We start from the raw sequence: 15,405 nt of genomic DNA on the forward strand, positions 1-15,405 counted from the left end.
GTCTAGGGGAGCACGCACGCGGCTCAGCCAACGCACCAGCAGGTTGGTATCTTGCCAGAGGTCAGCGATCGCCACTCCAGACTCACCCATGGTTGCGGGCGTGATGGTCTGCAGTTCTTCAGTGACGCGATCGACCACCTCGTTGGGCATCATATCGCGCAGGGTGCGGAAGACCACCTCAGATATATCTCGGGCATCATAGAGATCCTCTAGGCGGGCGCGCCGCTGCACGTTCTCCAAAAACTCAATTCCCTGTACACTCGGGGGCAACCCGGACGGTGTGGTGTTGGGTGCAATGTTCGTGTTCATGGGGGTTCCTCGATTACAACATAGGTGGTCGCAGCGCAATGCGTCTGTTACCCACTCTGCCCAGAGAAACCGGACAGACTGTTGCGAACTCAATGTCAAGGACAAGCAGCCCTAACTTCAATAAAGTTCACAATTGTTTACATCTTGACACAAGATCTAGGAATTCTCCAGGCCCTATAGATAGAGATTGCCGGATACTTGAAGATTCAACATCAACCTACCTGCCTAGTCCCCATGATGGAGTTGGAGTCGGAATTATTCAGATGTCTCAGATCGTTGTTAATGCCTCCTTTGTATCCAAGCGTCCCACGGGACTTAGCATCTACACCCGCAACGTCGTACCCCACTTGAGCGACCTGCAGCCCATGGTGCTGACTCCGGAAGCGATCGCTCCCCATGATGCCCATCCCCAAGTGCCGCCCACCATGACCCCCGACCAAGGCTCCCGAGGTCATGCCCGCCGCTTGGTCTGGACTCAAACCCGCCTCTTGGACATCTATCGCCAAAGCCATGCCCCCCTCCTGTTCACGCCGGTACCTGAAGCGCCTTTGTTCGCCCAATGTCGCTATGTGGTTACGGTACACGACCTGATTCCCCTACGATTTCCCAAACGCTGGTCGCCGCTCACGCCCTACTTTCGCCACTACGTGCCCGCCGTGCTGCGCCAGGCCCAGCATATTGTGTGCAACTCCCACACCACCGCTCGGGATGTCTGCGATCGCTTCTCGATCCCCGCCCAGCGCCTCACCCCCATTCCCCTGGCCTGCGATACCGATCATTTCCGCTTCCTAGACCTACCAACCCAGCCCTATTTCCTCTACATCGGCCGCTATGACCCCTACAAAAATCTAGGGCGAGTAGTGGCGGCTTTGGGCGCAATGCCGCGATCGCTTGCCTGTGAGCTATGGATTGCCGGTAGTCCGGATGACCGCTACCAGCCGGCCCTGCAGCAACAGGCCGACGAGCTTGGGGTGGGCGATCGCCTGCGCTGGCTCGACTATGTGCCCTACGATCACTTGCCAATTTTGCTGAACCAAGCGATCGCCCTGGTTTTTCCCAGCCTCTGGGAGGGGTTTGGTTTACCCGTCCTAGAAGCTATGGCCTGCGGAACACCGGTGATTACCTCCAACCTGTCGTCCCTGCCCGAGGTGGCCGGCGATGCAGCGCTGCTGGTGGATCCCTACGATACAAGAGCGATCGCTCAGGCCATGCAGACCATGGTGAGCGATGACCAAACGCGATCGCAGTTGCGCCAGGCCGGTCTGGCCCGGGCCCAGCTCTTTAGCTGGGAAAAAACCGGTGCAGCTACCCAAGCCATTCTGCGCGACTGTTTAGACCATTTAACCTAAGGTTGGCGGGCCGTATAACTACCGTTCCATGCCGATCCTGATCAAGAAATGCCCATAGTTTCCCGGAGGCGATGGATCTGACAGTGAAGCTAGGTTAAGAACGTAACTGGCACACTAGCACTGGCACAGCATTCGTAGTCTGGAACACAGTTTCAGCCACCACGGATCGATAAAGTCAGTCTCTAATTGCTAGATCCAGGGAGCGATCGCCGAGAAGTTGATGGAAAGCTGTTGTTTCAGTCAGCGAGTTTTGTATCAACGTTAGAATCGAAGCGAAATCCAATTCCTAGACGCAAGAGAGGAACGATATGACGAGCGCAGTTCAAGCGTCCTTCAGTCGTGAACAAGTCACGGTTTGGTTACGAGGTCTACTCAGCGTAGCTTGGGCCGATGGCGACTTTGATGAACACGAAAAAGACATGATTGCCAGCCTCACCCAAGATGAGATAGCCCCTGATGCTAATCTCACCACCCTCGAACCTATCTCTGCGGTAGATCTGGCAAACACTCTCGGTGCCGACAAGAACCTTGCTGAAAATTTCCTGAGGACCGCCGTGATGGTGGCGATCGCCGATGGGGTCTACTCGCCCCCCGAAGATGCCCTCCTTCACGAATTTTGTCACGAGTTGGGTTTATCAGACGATATGTTGAAATCGCTACGCCTTACCCTAGAAGCCCCAGCCCCTACCTTCACATCCGTTGAGGCTGGAGCCGCTACGTCTCTAACTCCCCCCCCCATCAAGCCAGGTCTAAAACCCCTGCGCCCTGTCCAAGATTGGCTCGATCAGCTCGATATTCATGACCCTAGTGTGGCGCGATTTCTCTGCAAAATGATTCCGCCCCAATGTCCCTTTGAGCGGGATGTCAAAGTCTTTGGCCGCAAGGTTGTCCACATTCCACCCCTCTGCAAGCTCAATCCACTCTATGAGCAGTTGGTGGGACTACGATTTCGGGCTCTGTCCTTTTTAGCCGATGACTGTGGTGAAGATATTTCGCCCTTTATCTAACACCCCAGGGCCACGATCGCTAGCCCCCGGCTTCTTCTGAAGGACGGGGGCTGCTTGTAGGATGCTATACCTTATCAAAAGGAAGAGTCTTAATGTAAGCTGCCAGCCGCTCAGCCTCAATAGTATTCAAATCAGAGGGCAACTCAAACTCTACTTTGTAATCTGGGCGCAATACATAGGAGTGGCTTATGTGGTTACATCCCACCTCATTGCCGCTCTCTTGAGTTCTGATATCAAGAGAAGAAGAGATAGATATTTCATCTTCTACAGAGTTATTTGAAGATTCATCCAAAACAATGCTGCCCAGACTTGAGAAGCTACCATAGGGCTGAAAACGTGACGGCTTCCCTCGACGACCAGTCCAAAATCTGCCAAGCCCTAGTTCCTGAAGCTTTTTCAACACATCAATCACTTCTTGCCTAGAAATCTCGCTATTCTCTTGTTGCAATTTCTCTTGTAAGTCATCTACATTCACCTCACAACCAGTAGCATCTCTGTTTCGCAGAAAATAGATTACGGCAGCAGCTACAACTCCAGAAGAATAGAGCCTTCTTAATCTTTCTAGAGGTCTTAAGTCATTGATAGCCATGATTTCCGTTCGCGGAATGATTTTGGACTCTTTTTTTCATGAAATACTTGGTTCTAAAAACATTGCCACAAATCGGTGACAGATAAAAGTGACTGTGGTGGGCATAGGGCAAGCCTCCTGCCCACCACAGCATCTATTAAACTTTAATGCACTAAAATCAATATCAACTAAACTTTAACAGCTTTAAAGTGTGAGCTCTACTACCAATTGACAAACCTCATGCAGCGGATACTTGATTTCAAAGGCTTCTTCCTTATCGTTCCAAACACCACAGTCACAGTCTTGTAACTTCTTAAACCACTGCTTAACCTCATTAACGTTAGCATTACATCTATAAGTTTGAAATAGAGAGTCACGAATACTCTTTAGAGAAATTCTTTTACGAAATCTTTCTCGCTTAGCAGTCATGTCGAACAGCATTCTAGCTGTTTTGTCTGAATTATATGTCTTAATAAGAGGGTCAATTTCAACGTAGTCAACTAGCCATAAGGGGTCTTTTGTGTTCATGTTGCTTTTTTCCTATCACAGGAAGGTTGATTTACAAAAATACCTTAACACCTTAGTGCTAACATAGTCAACATTTTCTAATGTTAGACCTTAAAGCCTTTGTAAAGGAGGGGTAGATTCTAAAAGCGGCTATCGACTACGAATAGCCTCAACGGAGGCTCGCCCATGCTTTAAGTAAATGTCACAATTAAAGTAGGGCGGGCAATGCCCACCCTACTAGCACTGGGTATTATTAATCCTGGAACGAGGTATGCCTCTTAAGACTAGGCCTGCACACCTTGAATTACTGCGGTAGCCTTGAGAATTTCCTCCACCTGTGCCGGCGATAGGTTGGGATTTGCACCCATCATCAACGCAGCTACCCCAGCCACAAATGGCGATGCCATCGATGTACCGCTGTAGCTTTCATAGCGATTGCGGAGCACAGTTGAACGAATGTTGACCCCTGGAGCGACTACAAAATCTAGGGGCACGTTACCGGCTGGATTGGAGAAGTTGGCAACCCGCCGAGACGAGTTCACCGCACCCACCGCAATCCCTAGATCATCCAAGGCATAATAGGCGGGCTGAATCGGTCGGCGTGCCCCCTCTTGGCGTTCATTCCCCGATGCCATTACCACAACCACACCCGCATCGCGGGCATAGGACAGGGCTGCGCGAGTGCGGGTCATGTCTGGATCACCGATATAGTTGCCTAGGCTAAGGTTCACAACATGAGCACCGTTATCGACCGCATAGCGGATACCATCAGCTACGTTGCGGTCAAACAGAAGATAGGAGCCATCATCCCGACCATCAATCACTTTCACGGGCATGATTTTGGCATTGTGGGCCACACCCGTAACCCCCACACCATTGTTCAAACCAGCAATAATTCCGGCGACATGGGTGCCATGCCCTTCAAAATCCATCGGGTTGTTGCTGTCGCTATCGACAAACTTCCAGCCCCGCACATCATCCACGTAACCATTGCCATCATCATCGATGCCGTTTCCGGCAATTTCGCCAGGATTTTGCCAGATATTGCCCCGCAGATCCACATGGTTGTAATCCACGCCGGTATCTAACACCGCAACAACGATATCTTGACCGGTATGACCTTGGTTCCAAGCAGCCGGAGCGTTAAGCATATCTAGCCCCCAAGCACTGCCACCCAAAGGTGGAACACTGGTAAAGGGAGCTCGACCCGCCGCTGAGGCGACAGCAGCAGCAGCGTCAACTAGCCCATAGCCATAGGAAAAGTTGAAGTTGTTGATGGTGCCGGGGTTAGACGGATTAGACGGATTGGAGGGGGCAAGCGACAGAGCGCGGGTAGCAAGGTTGTAGGCTCCGGTTTCAAACGAAGCATAGCTGGTCACTCGAATGCGATACTCGACCCCAGCTTCAGCCACCAGATTAATGCGGGAGTTGGTGTTCGTTTGACTAATGTCATCATTCTGCTGAAGTACTTTGCCGTTGGTGGCATCAATCACCTGCAGGAATGGATCGAAGCGGTTGGAGGTGAGCGTAATGCGGATGCGATCGCCCTCATTGAGGCCTGATAGCACATAGTCATCAGCGTAGCGATTGCGTCGTTGAGGGTTGAGGGCATCCGTGAAACTAAGGGTGCCTCTGAGCGTATCATCTGGTTGGAGTGCTGTCCGGCTAAGGCTGGAAAGGCGATTAGAGGAGCGACTGCGAGATGACAGAATGCGAGACCAAACGGCTGGAGCAAGTCCACGAGCAGAGGCTTCAACACCAGCACGCCCGAGCATCCGCTGCATAGGATTTTGGAAGGTTTTTGCATCCACCGGCTGCAACTCAGAAGACTGAAGTGAAGAGCTGTTCGGCCGATAGGAAAAAGAAGAATACTGAAACCTAGAAGGCGATGATGACATGATGAAATTCAGGATGATACGGCATAGGAATTTAACTCGACAGCATCTCATCAGGGGCGCTGAGGTATGGCAGTCGGCAATCGTCGGAGAATGTAATTAATTACACATTCATGGAAATGACGGAGGATTCCAGAAAGGCGGGGCAGTTTTTTGTAGTGTTGGGAAGATGAGGAGATTGTTCCTGAACGCCAAGAGCCATGGTTTCAGTCAGTGTCTCGTCATGGTTTACAGGTAACTATTCCTATAAGGTAACGATTATGCCTGCGCCTATGCCTCCGGAGGATTGCCGACAACTCTTGTCAGAAGCTCTCCAAATCTCCCGCACGCTCCTGCAAGCAGCTAGCGATTCCGATGCCGCCACTCAACGCCGTCAGGAGCGGTTGCGATCGCTGCAAACCCAGCTCCAAGCCTACGCCCATCCCATCCAGGGCGATCGCCTCCCCATGGACACCATTCCCCTGGCCGTGCGGCAGGCCTTTGTACGATCGCTGGTGCTGGTATCCCGCTATCACCACCTGGGTGGTCAACATTGGCGCGGCACAATGGGCTCGTTCACCCTGCAGCATTATCAACCCACCCCCATACCGGCAGACTGGCAAGGCGAGGCAGCGATCGCCCGTTGGGTAAACCACTTTCAGCTCCCCACCGCCATGGCAGCAGAGTTGCAGGAGGTTGTGGCTACGGTGGATCACCAGGTTGCCGAACAACAGCACATCATGGCGGCCGTCCTCGACAGCGTAGGATTAGCCAACGCATCGCAACCGCCTGGGGCTGCGACCCTGAAGCTTTTCCAGCATCTGTTTGGTGCCGTGCCCCTGCCGATGGGTGCCCTCCATTGTTTATACACACCGTCCCAGATTTATTTCTGCGTGGATTATGGTGACCAGCGGCTGAGCGATGAGACGCTTTGGGCCTCTCTGCCCACCGATCAGCAAGCGGCGATCGCCCAATTTCTCACCAGGATTAGCCCCTTTAGCTTCGAACGGTTCAACCGCTTCCCCATTTTCGGAGCCTGTAATCCCGAGAATCTGGATCACCCTTGGTGCGATCGCCTAGCCGCTACCCTCAACATCCCCACCAGTCGCCTGATCCAATGCCTGTTGCGCTCCATTAGTATCATTCCCACCCAAAAGGCTGAAGCATTTCTGGTGCATGACATTTGGGGCCATTATTGGCAATCGTTGCTCACCCAGTTTGAAAGCGACTACAGCATCTTGGCGGACTGTGACGAGCCGCTGCGGGCGGGGGAAACCGCCTACACCCCCGAAGGGCCGATCACCTGTCGGGAGCTTTTTCGCCTGGACGACCATGAGGTGATCCTGGATGAAACTCGGGCCCGTCTGTTTTTCCACGGAGAAGTGCAGCAGCGGCTGGGTCTGGTGTTTACCCATCTGCTGGGGGAAATGGTTGCCGATGTGGCGGAATTTAAGTTCATTTGGGATCATCCCCACTTCAGCGATCGCCTGCCCAGTTCCTCGGTGTTCAAAACCCTGCCCACCAAGCTGGACTTAGGATTAGCCGACATCGACTTTTTGTTCTTACGGGTGTTGCAGCCCCTGCTGTCTATCCATCTGTCGGCGCTGGAAGCATCGCCCTTGGAAACGGAGCTGTGGGCAGATTGGTCGGCGGATTGTCCCCTGACCTTAGAGCAGCAGACGAGCCTCAAGGTGGCGATCGCCCGTCTCTACCACATTTTTCTAGATGAATATAACCGCCACTATTTACCCACCCTCACCGGCGAGACGGGGATGTTCACCCAGGTGGTCAGCAATCTGCTGTATCTGCAAAATGCGATTAACCAGCTCTACACCCATGACCTAGCCCGCACCAGCACTCTACCGTTTCAAGACGTGCTGATGATTTTTGTAGCATTGTACTGTTCTAGTGATTGCTACGCTGAATTCTGGGACGTGGATGATGCGATCGCCTCCTACTTCCTGCCCTGCTGGTATAGCTTGGAGCCAGATGGGGCGGTGGCACATGGAACTGACCCGTCGATCCACAAGTCAAGGTAGACTTGGCGGTGGCATGTCAGGATGGAAATCTAACCTGGGCATCCTAACTCTAGAGATAGATAATCTGGGCTTGAGGATCGGGTATCCAGAGTCTGGGATCAAGCGGATCGACCTAGACCTGCATGGTTCTAGACACACCGATTCTAAAGGCACCAAGCCTATCTAGACGACACCAGGACATTGCCCCGGATGGTTGGGAATCCCGATCCCTCGGGACGTCAGCCCCCCGACATCCACCCACTGTTCACTGATTCACCCCTCATCAACTGTGCTAAAACCTTACGATTCTCAGCCCAATCTGCCGATGGTGCGCGCCGCAGCGATCGCCACTCCCCAGGTGATCTCGCACCGTAACTTGGATCTTTGTTTATTGGCCGTCTGCTCCTGCGCCTTGACGTTGCTCTGCCACCAAGCCGCTAATCTATCCCACAGCAGCAGCGTCGCAAACCAACCAAGCCCCTCGATGACGCAGGTGGATATGAGCCTGAAGGCGGGTTGGTTTGCCCAGCAACAATCCGAGGAAGACGGTCAGCAAGAAGAAGCTTAATGGTTGCCGTGGCTAGGACAGGGTGGCGCGGAAATGGATCGATCCAGCCAGCCGCTGGCCTGCTGCAGGTGAGCTAGGGCCTCGTCGGGGCGATCGCTTAGCAGGTAAACCATCGCGCTAGCCAGTTCTGCCTTAGCACGGGAAGGACGATGTCCCTTGAGACGATGCCAGTCATGGGGCGCGATCGCCAACCGTTCTGCTAGGGCTTGGGCCAATTCGAGGGTAGACCAGTCTGCCAGAGCTTCACTTTTGGCTGTTTTTAGCGTTTCAGCAATCAGGGGTTGGGATGGATGTACCATGGTGCAATCGTCAGACCCAACTGGATCCGGATAGAGGTCAGCAACTTCTCTAAGTGTGACATCCTCTCCAAGCAATCGCTAGGCCATAGGGTTGGAGGACGGTGAAGGATTTTGATAGGATTGCGGCTATGCGTTTGCAGGTTCTTCGTCTAGGGGTATAGGGTTTTCAGATGCCATCTTCTCCAGAGCCCTCGTCGGCACCATCCTTTGATGAATCCCTCGCTGAGGTCGAGACTGCCCTGCACAAGCTCAAAGATCGCTATGCCCAGGTGCAGCGCGATCGCCAGCGCCGGGACGAACTGCGCAACCGGATCGATGATATCCGCCGCATTCCCAAGGGCGATCGCACCCCAGATCTCAAAGATGAACTCAGCCATATCGCTCAGCAGCTTGACGACCTGAAGCTGACGCTAGAAAGTGATCTCTTTACCTGGAGCAGTTTGAGCGAACCCTTTTGGCAAGCCGTGCGGTTTGGTGGCATCGGGATTGTCATCGGCTGGCTGCTGAAGACGATCGCTGGCTAGCTCCATCCACCCCTCAGGAGCATCAATGGCCACCGAATCTCACCGCACCGCATCTCATCGCGTTGACATCACCACTTGGTATTTAGAACTGCTCAGCCCTGACGAGTTTCGCCCCGCTTGGAGCGATCGCCCTGAGCTAACCGTCATCCAAGCCGAACTGCCCTGTCCTGAACTCAGCCGCTTTCTCTACGCCAGCGTTGGCGGTGATTGGCATTGGCGCGATCGCCTCACCTGGAGCTATGCCCACTGGCAAGCCTATCTCCAGCAGCCCTCGGTGCAGACCTGGGTGGCCTACCTGCGGGGCACACCTGCCGGCTATGTAGAACTGCACCACCAGGCGGAGCAGCGCAACAGCGTTGAACTGGCCTATTTTGGCTTACTCAAACCTTTCCTCGGGCAAGGCATTGGCAAACATTTGCTGAGCACGGGCATTCAAAAAGCTTGGGACATGGGGGGCGATCGCGTTTGGGTACATACCTGTTCGCTTGATGGCCCCTATGCGCTGAAAAACTATGAAGCTCGCGGTTTCAAACAGTATCAGCAAACCCACTGCACCGAAACCCTACCCCTAGAACCTATCGGCCCCTGGCCCGGTGCCTATGACGACCGACCGACCGACCAGCCCTCGCCTAGTCGGGAGCGATCGCCTGGCATCTGACCACAGCGCCTGTATGGGAGTTGCCCTCAGCCTAGGCGCTGGTTGACGAAACTCGAAGACCCTCACCCCCAACCCCTCTCCCAGGTCGGTAGAGGGGCTTTGAAAACACCTGCACCTTTCTTGCTCCCCTTCTCCCCTTGTGGAAGAAGGGGCTGGGGGATTAGGGGAAACGATGGGTCAGCTTCCCACACGCCCAGAGATGCAGCCAACGTCCCCGGACGATTCAAAAAGCCTTACGCTAGTTACTACAGATCCGGTTTTTGCAATTCACCGCCGGACAGTAAGACTGTAGAACCCATACCTGTCGCAGCCATGACCCTTCGCCGTATTGTTGAAATCCTTCGAACCGGCCAGCCCGATGATGCCGTCACTATTCGGGGCTGGGTGCGCACCAAGCGTGAACTCAAAGACTTTACCTTTGTGGACGTCAACGACGGCTCCTCCCTCACCGGGCTGCAGGTGGTGCTCAATAAAGACCTGCCCAGCTATGCCGACATCATTGCCCAGATTAATACTGGCGCGGCGGTGGAGGTCAGCGGGCAACTGGTCGCCTCCTTGGGCAAGGGACAGCGCATCGAAATGCAGGGGCAAACCATCACCGTCCATGGCGGTGCCGATCCGGAAACCTATCCATTGCAAAAGAAGCGCCATTCCTTTGAATTTCTGCGCACTATCGGTCATCTGCGATCGCGCACCAACACCCTCGGGGCCGTCTTCCGGGTGCGCAACGCCTGCGCCAACGCCATCCACCAATTTTTCCAAGAGCGCGGCTTCATGTGGGTGCATACACCGTTGATTACCGCTAGTGACTGTGAAGGAGCGGGGGAACTGTTTGCGGTAACCAATCTGGATCTGCAGAACGTTCCCAAAACCAAAAGCGGCGACGTGGACTATAGCCAAGACTTCTTTGGTCGCCCTGCCTACCTCACCGTCAGCGGGCAACTGGAAGCCGAGATCATGGCCATGGCGTTTAGCAATGTCTACACCTTTGGCCCCACCTTCCGCGCCGAAAATTCCAACACCTCCCGCCACCTCGCCGAATTTTGGATGGTGGAGCCGGAGATGGCATTTTGCAACCTGGATGGCAATATGGATCTGGCGGAGCAGTTCCTCAAATACCTATTCCAGCGGGTGCTAGACCAATGCCCTGAAGATATGGAGTTCTTCAATCAACGGATTAGCGATACGGTGCTGTCCAACGCGGATGCAATTATCAACAGCCAGTTTGAACGGATCACCTACACAGAGGCGATCGCCCTCCTAGAAAAAAGCGATCGCCCCTTCGAATATCCAGTCTCCTGGGGACTAGACCTACAGTCGGAACATGAGCGCTACCTGGCCGAAGAGTTGTTCAAACGTCCGGTGATCGTCACCGACTATCCCGTCGAGATCAAAGCCTTCTACATGCGCCTCAGCGATGATGGCAAAACCGTGCGGGCCATGGACGTTTTAGCACCGGGCATCGGTGAAATTATCGGCGGCTCCCAGCGGGAAGAACGGCTCGATGTTCTAGAACAACGCATCCAAGCCCAGGGAATGCCCTTGGAAGACCTTTGGTGGTATCGGGATCTGCGCCGCTATGGCACCGTAGAACATGCGGGCTTTGGCCTCGGATTTGAACGGCTGGTGCAGTTTATGACCGGCATGGCCAACATTCGCGACGTCATCCCCTTTCCGCGATCGCCTCTCAATGCTGAGTTTTAGGGATTTGCCCATGGCCACCTCCAACCCACCCTTCTGGCGCTATACCTGGACTTACGTCGTCCTAGGAGCGATCGCCCTTGCCATGCTGCTGCCCCTGCTGTGGCTTGTCAGCACCGCGTTTAAGTCACCGACGGAAGATATTTTCCAATTTCCGCCCCAGTTCATTCCCCAACAGTTCACCCTGCAAAACTTCGTGACGGTGTGGAACAGTAACCCCTTTGGGCAATATTTGAAAAACAGCGTCATCGTCGCCGTGCTGACGGTCACCCTCAACCTCCTCTTCTGTTCCCTTGCCGCCTATCCCCTAGCGCGGCTCGACTTTCCTGGACGGGATGCCACCTTCGCAGCGATCGTGGCCACCATTCTGATTCCCTTTCAGATCGTGATGATTCCCCTCTATATCCTCACCGTGCAGCTTGGGCTACGCAACACCTATCTGGGGCTAATCTTTCCAGCGATCGCCTCTGCCTTCGGCATTTTTCTGCTGCGGCAGGCCTTTCTGGGTGTCCCCAAGGAGCTGGAAGAAGCGGCTCGGGTGGATGGTTGCTCTGATCTGGGCATCTGGTGGCACATCATGCTGCCCGCCGTGCGCCCGGCCCTTGTGACCCTGGCGATCTTCGTCTTTATCGGCTCCTGGAGCGATTTCCTCTGGCCCCTGATTATCCTTGATCGCCCCGAATACTACACCCTGCCCCTAGGCGTTGCCAAGCTAGCCGGTGCCTTCTCCCTCGACTGGCGCTTGATCGCCGCCGGTTCTGTCATTTCCATCGCCCCAATTTTGGCCTTATTCGTGATCATGCAGCGCTACATTGTGCCGACAGATGCTGGCAGTGGCGTCAAGGGCTAGCGGGGCTAATCTAGAGCCGTCATGCCATCCCGATCAACCACCGAAGCAGGAACCGGTCATCTAGGGCTAGGGTCTGGCTAGACACCCATCTGCTTTTCGCTCTCTTAGACCTCATTGGTATGTCCTTCCTCAATTGCAATAGACTGCCTTGACTATTAATAAATTTGCATTAACACGAAAACTGCTTGCAACCTACTTTTTCCGAGTAGGCTGGCTCGTCTTGGACTGCTGGCGATATTTTAAGCTGCGAATTGGTTTAGTGGTGCTGCTGAATTGGATCGGTGTCACCAGTGCTGCATCAGTCTTTGGTGGCTTTATTCTCTATGTGCGCTACCTAGAATCGGGGCAATCGCTGACCGTATTGGGTATCGATATTCAGCTCGAAACACCTTATATGCTGGCTATCTCAGCAGTCTCTCTCTTATGTCTAGGGATCATGAGTTCGGTGTGTTTGTATCAAACCGATTGGCTGATTGCTCGCTTAGTCGTTGCCTATCAAAAACGTGCCGTCTATCGCTTATTTGAGGTGGCTAGCGATCCGGCATACCAAGGATGGCAAAAACTGCTAGACGGGCCACCTAGCCAGGCCATGCAGTTTTTGTTAAGCACCAGCCGCGCCAGTGCGATCGCCCTTAAAGGTTTATTAGGAGGAATTTTACCCGCGCTAAAATTCCTCCTAGCGATCATCTTTTTAGTTTCAACCAGTGTCAGCCTGACAGCCCTCCTCATTCCCCTAGTCTTGATCTACCTTATTCCGCTCTATCAAGCTAATCACTGGGTCATGCAGCGGCAAGATGACTATTCTAAGCTCAATCGACCTGCTCAAAAAAATGTGTCTCAGACCTTGGACAATGTTATCGAAGCTCATGCATCCTATGAACAAAAGATGGCTCAAACCCAACAGATTCTTGAGTCACCAGAGTATCAAGAAGCATCACTTTTGTTCTATGCTCGCCACCTAGTCACCAGTCGTCTGCGGTTGATCAATACGCTATTTTTCACCGTTTGCCTCATCAGTGTATTTACATTTTTTGCCTTCAGCCAAACCTATGGACAACACCGCTGGTCTAACTTGCTGATCTATCTGTTTGCCCTACAGCTAGCCTTTAGTGGATTGCAGCAGATAACAACTGTAATAGGCAGAATGAGTCGCCTATTGCCTCTCTATAAATACTATGTAGACTTCATGAGTCAAGCAACGCGGTACCGTCGGCAGCGGCAGCGATCGCCCCTACTCAATCATCCGCTGCCCAGTCAACTGCTTTGCTCGTTTTCTGCCATCGACTTTCACGAATCAAAACGACAGCTAGACATTCAGCCTGGCAAACCTGTATGGATTGTCATTTCCGATGCTCCTAACTACAGTACCCTAGAAGCAGTCGCCGCCCACCTAGAAGACACCCTCATTCCCCCCACTGATGTATTATCTAAATCTGCATTTATTGCTAAACCTAGTCTAGATCAAGAGTTTATACCTAAGGAATACCAGACCCTACAGCAACTTTTCAACCATAGTCCGCCGTCGCTGCAAGATTATCTTCAAGAGTCAGGGCTGAGGGCAGAACTAGAGCAGCATCTCTGCTTAGAAGACGAAGATCCTAGAAGCCAAGATCTGAGTGCAGAGTCATGCTATCTGCTGAATGCATTACCACTCATTCAGTCCAAGCGCGTTATTTGGATCAGCATCAAACCACTTCTCAAGCTGAATCCCGGCTTTGTCAATGCCATTTTGACATCATGGCCAGACCATTACCTGTTTTTAATCACAGCAGAGCCCGATAAGGCCTTGTTAAGAGGAGCCTTAAAGCATCAACGCGCTCCATCCACGCCCGTCTTAGTCTTTGGCAATGACGGGTTCTCTGGCTGTAGCGATATCCAATGGCTGACCCATCATCTACCAGAGGTACTAGTTTATCTCAATACCCATCGAGAAGCCGCCCGAGCCTTCTACGGAGAGGTCGATGGCATGGAAGCTGACTAGGTTCTACCGCGCTGCAATTCGCTGGTAAACGGAAGAGAGCGATCGCAGGTCTAGAATCCCTTCAAGTCAAGACTCGTCTTCTAGAGGCTAGACCTGATCACTGGAACAGGGGCGCAACCTTCACAGAACAACATCTGAAGTGTCTCTTTCAGGTCATGAGAACAGGTTATGAGAAGTTCTGCCAATCGGTGCGTTTTTCCTTAAATAGGGCTTTATCACCACACACAACCGTCAGCCAGTCCAACCCTCCAACATAGCTCCCCACTCGTATTTCTGCTGAATAAACCACTTCCAGTCCTGCAATATCTAGCATTTTTTCTAGACCTTCCCGAGAGAAAGACCATAGATGCACAGGATCAGGCTGCTTTGTAAATGGTTTGCCGATGACTTGAGCAAGAGGAGATGCAATCAGAATCAATTCTGATCGAAACTTAGCTAATTTTTCTAAAAAGTCTAATGGATCGTTTAAATGTTCGAGAAATTCAAACATTGAGATGATGTCATAGGGCGTATTTTGCGTAGACATCTCAGACAGCAGGGCAAAAGCTTCCTTCGGGAAAAACTGACGATCTGGAAGCTTGTAATGGTTAGCAAGCTCAATTTTTCCCTCTTGCATATCACATCCTGTAATCTCCCATGCTTGGCAGCCATAACGCTGAGGGTTCACAGTATTGATGATCGACCCAATCCCACAGCCAATATCTAACCAGCGAATGGGCTGATCGCCGTTCTTTTTCGCCAGTAAGCCAAATAAAACTTCGACTAGATAGACCCCGTAGGACACTCGAAAGCCATGGTTGATGTTGCGCGACAAATCACGGTTAATGTCGTTGGAGGTGGGTTGCTGAGAAGGTTCTTCTGACCTATTGGCTAGCTTGGAGATTTTGCTGCTCTGATTGGAGTAAAACTCATCATACTTTTCAGCCGAAAACCGGGCATGGGGCTTTAGCGTTTTGGGACGAATACGACCATTTTCCAGAGCCTCAACGGTACGATGGTTGGTTTGATCCCAAAGTACTAAAGAATCAATATTAATCTGAATGGTGTCGACCAGTTTTTGAAGTCTTACCTGCTTAGTATCAGATTCTGGCTGAGACAGCGTTTTATTGGCTTCTTTTAGTGTATCTGCCAGCATTGAAAACGCCAGTATATGCGTTTTCTTCAGCATGGCAACATTGTTTTCTAATGCTGA

General features: G+C 52.5%; 15 protein-coding genes. 9 read left to right on the forward strand and 6 right to left on the reverse strand.

What is annotated here, in order from left to right; all coding sequences use genetic code 11:
• Positions 1–309, reverse strand: a 309-nt coding sequence (locus tag V6D20_07770) for a DUF2267 domain-containing protein (protein ID HEY9815681.1), incomplete at its 3' end; no start/stop codon positions are given.
• A 263-nt stretch (positions 310–572) separates the two neighbouring features.
• On the opposite strand from V6D20_07770, the gene V6D20_07775 reads away from it, so the two are divergent.
• Both V6D20_07775 and V6D20_07780 read left to right on the forward strand, forming a co-directional pair.
• A complete protein-coding gene (locus V6D20_07775; GenBank protein HEY9815682.1) occupies positions 573–1,658 on the forward strand; it encodes a glycosyltransferase family 1 protein in 1,086 nt (361 codons plus the stop codon).
• A gap of 308 nt (positions 1,659–1,966) precedes the next feature.
• Positions 1,967–2,665 carry a Mo-dependent nitrogenase C-terminal domain-containing protein gene (locus tag V6D20_07780; protein HEY9815683.1) on the forward strand — a complete coding sequence of 233 codons (699 nt, stop codon included), beginning with the start codon at positions 1,967–1,969 and terminating at the stop codon, positions 2,663–2,665.
• A 64-nt stretch (positions 2,666–2,729) separates the two neighbouring features.
• Here V6D20_07780 and V6D20_07785 read toward each other — a convergent pair whose 3' ends face one another.
• The 3 genes from V6D20_07785 to V6D20_07795 form a co-directional block, all read right to left on the reverse strand.
• Complete coding sequence (locus V6D20_07785) at positions 2,730–3,254, reverse strand: hypothetical protein (protein ID HEY9815684.1); 525 nt, start codon at positions 3,252–3,254, stop codon at positions 2,730–2,732.
• A 183-nt stretch (positions 3,255–3,437) separates the two neighbouring features.
• On the reverse strand, positions 3,438–3,761 hold the full coding sequence (locus tag V6D20_07790) for a hypothetical protein (GenBank protein ID HEY9815685.1): 324 nt from the start codon (positions 3,759–3,761) through the stop codon (positions 3,438–3,440).
• A gap of 263 nt (positions 3,762–4,024) precedes the next feature.
• Positions 4,025–5,551, reverse strand: a complete 1,527-nt coding sequence (locus V6D20_07795; protein ID HEY9815686.1) for a S8 family peptidase — start codon at positions 5,549–5,551, stop codon at positions 4,025–4,027.
• Positions 5,552–5,835: 284 nt separating this feature from the next.
• Between V6D20_07795 and V6D20_07800 the strand changes: the two genes are divergently transcribed.
• Together V6D20_07800 and V6D20_07805 are read left to right on the forward strand one after the other, a co-directional pair.
• On the forward strand, positions 5,836–7,653 hold the full coding sequence (locus V6D20_07800) for a hypothetical protein (GenBank protein HEY9815687.1): 1,818 nt from the start codon (positions 5,836–5,838) through the stop codon (positions 7,651–7,653).
• 268 nt (positions 7,654–7,921) lie between these two features.
• A complete protein-coding gene (locus V6D20_07805; GenBank protein HEY9815688.1) occupies positions 7,922–8,200 on the forward strand; it encodes a hypothetical protein in 279 nt (92 codons plus the stop codon).
• Here the strand turns inward: V6D20_07805 and V6D20_07810 are convergent.
• Positions 8,197–8,499 carry a DUF6439 family protein gene (locus V6D20_07810; protein HEY9815689.1) on the reverse strand — a complete coding sequence of 101 codons (303 nt, stop codon included), beginning with the start codon at positions 8,497–8,499 and terminating at the stop codon, positions 8,197–8,199. The two genes, V6D20_07805 and V6D20_07810, sit on opposite strands and share 4 nt — an antisense overlap.
• Positions 8,500–8,669: 170 nt before the next feature.
• Between V6D20_07810 and V6D20_07815 the strand changes: the two genes are divergently transcribed.
• The 5 genes from V6D20_07815 to V6D20_07835 all read left to right on the forward strand — a co-directional run bounded on the left by V6D20_07815 (position 8,670) and on the right by V6D20_07835 (position 14,213).
• Positions 8,670–9,023 carry a hypothetical protein gene (locus tag V6D20_07815; GenBank protein ID HEY9815690.1) on the forward strand — a complete coding sequence of 118 codons (354 nt, stop codon included), beginning with the start codon at positions 8,670–8,672 and terminating at the stop codon, positions 9,021–9,023.
• A 25-nt stretch (positions 9,024–9,048) separates the two neighbouring features.
• Positions 9,049–9,681 carry a GNAT family N-acetyltransferase gene (locus V6D20_07820; GenBank protein HEY9815691.1) on the forward strand — a complete coding sequence of 211 codons (633 nt, stop codon included), beginning with the start codon at positions 9,049–9,051 and terminating at the stop codon, positions 9,679–9,681.
• A gap of 312 nt (positions 9,682–9,993) precedes the next feature.
• Positions 9,994–11,385, forward strand: a complete 1,392-nt coding sequence (gene asnS, locus V6D20_07825) for an asparagine--tRNA ligase (protein HEY9815692.1) — start codon at positions 9,994–9,996, stop codon at positions 11,383–11,385.
• Positions 11,386–11,395: 10 nt separating this feature from the next.
• Positions 11,396–12,232: a carbohydrate ABC transporter permease gene (locus V6D20_07830; protein ID HEY9815693.1), complete on the forward strand. Its 837-nt coding sequence runs from the start codon at positions 11,396–11,398 to the stop codon at positions 12,230–12,232.
• Between the two features lie 148 nt (positions 12,233–12,380).
• A complete protein-coding gene (locus V6D20_07835; GenBank protein ID HEY9815694.1) occupies positions 12,381–14,213 on the forward strand; it encodes a hypothetical protein in 1,833 nt (610 codons plus the stop codon).
• Between the two features lie 166 nt (positions 14,214–14,379).
• Here V6D20_07835 and V6D20_07840 read toward each other — a convergent pair.
• On the reverse strand, positions 14,380–15,405 hold a 1,026-nt coding region (locus V6D20_07840; protein ID HEY9815695.1), incomplete at its 5' end, for a class I SAM-dependent methyltransferase.

Source organism: Candidatus Obscuribacterales bacterium, from assembly GCA_036703605.1.
Lineage (GTDB): Bacteria > Cyanobacteriota > Cyanobacteriia > RECH01 > RECH01 > RECH01.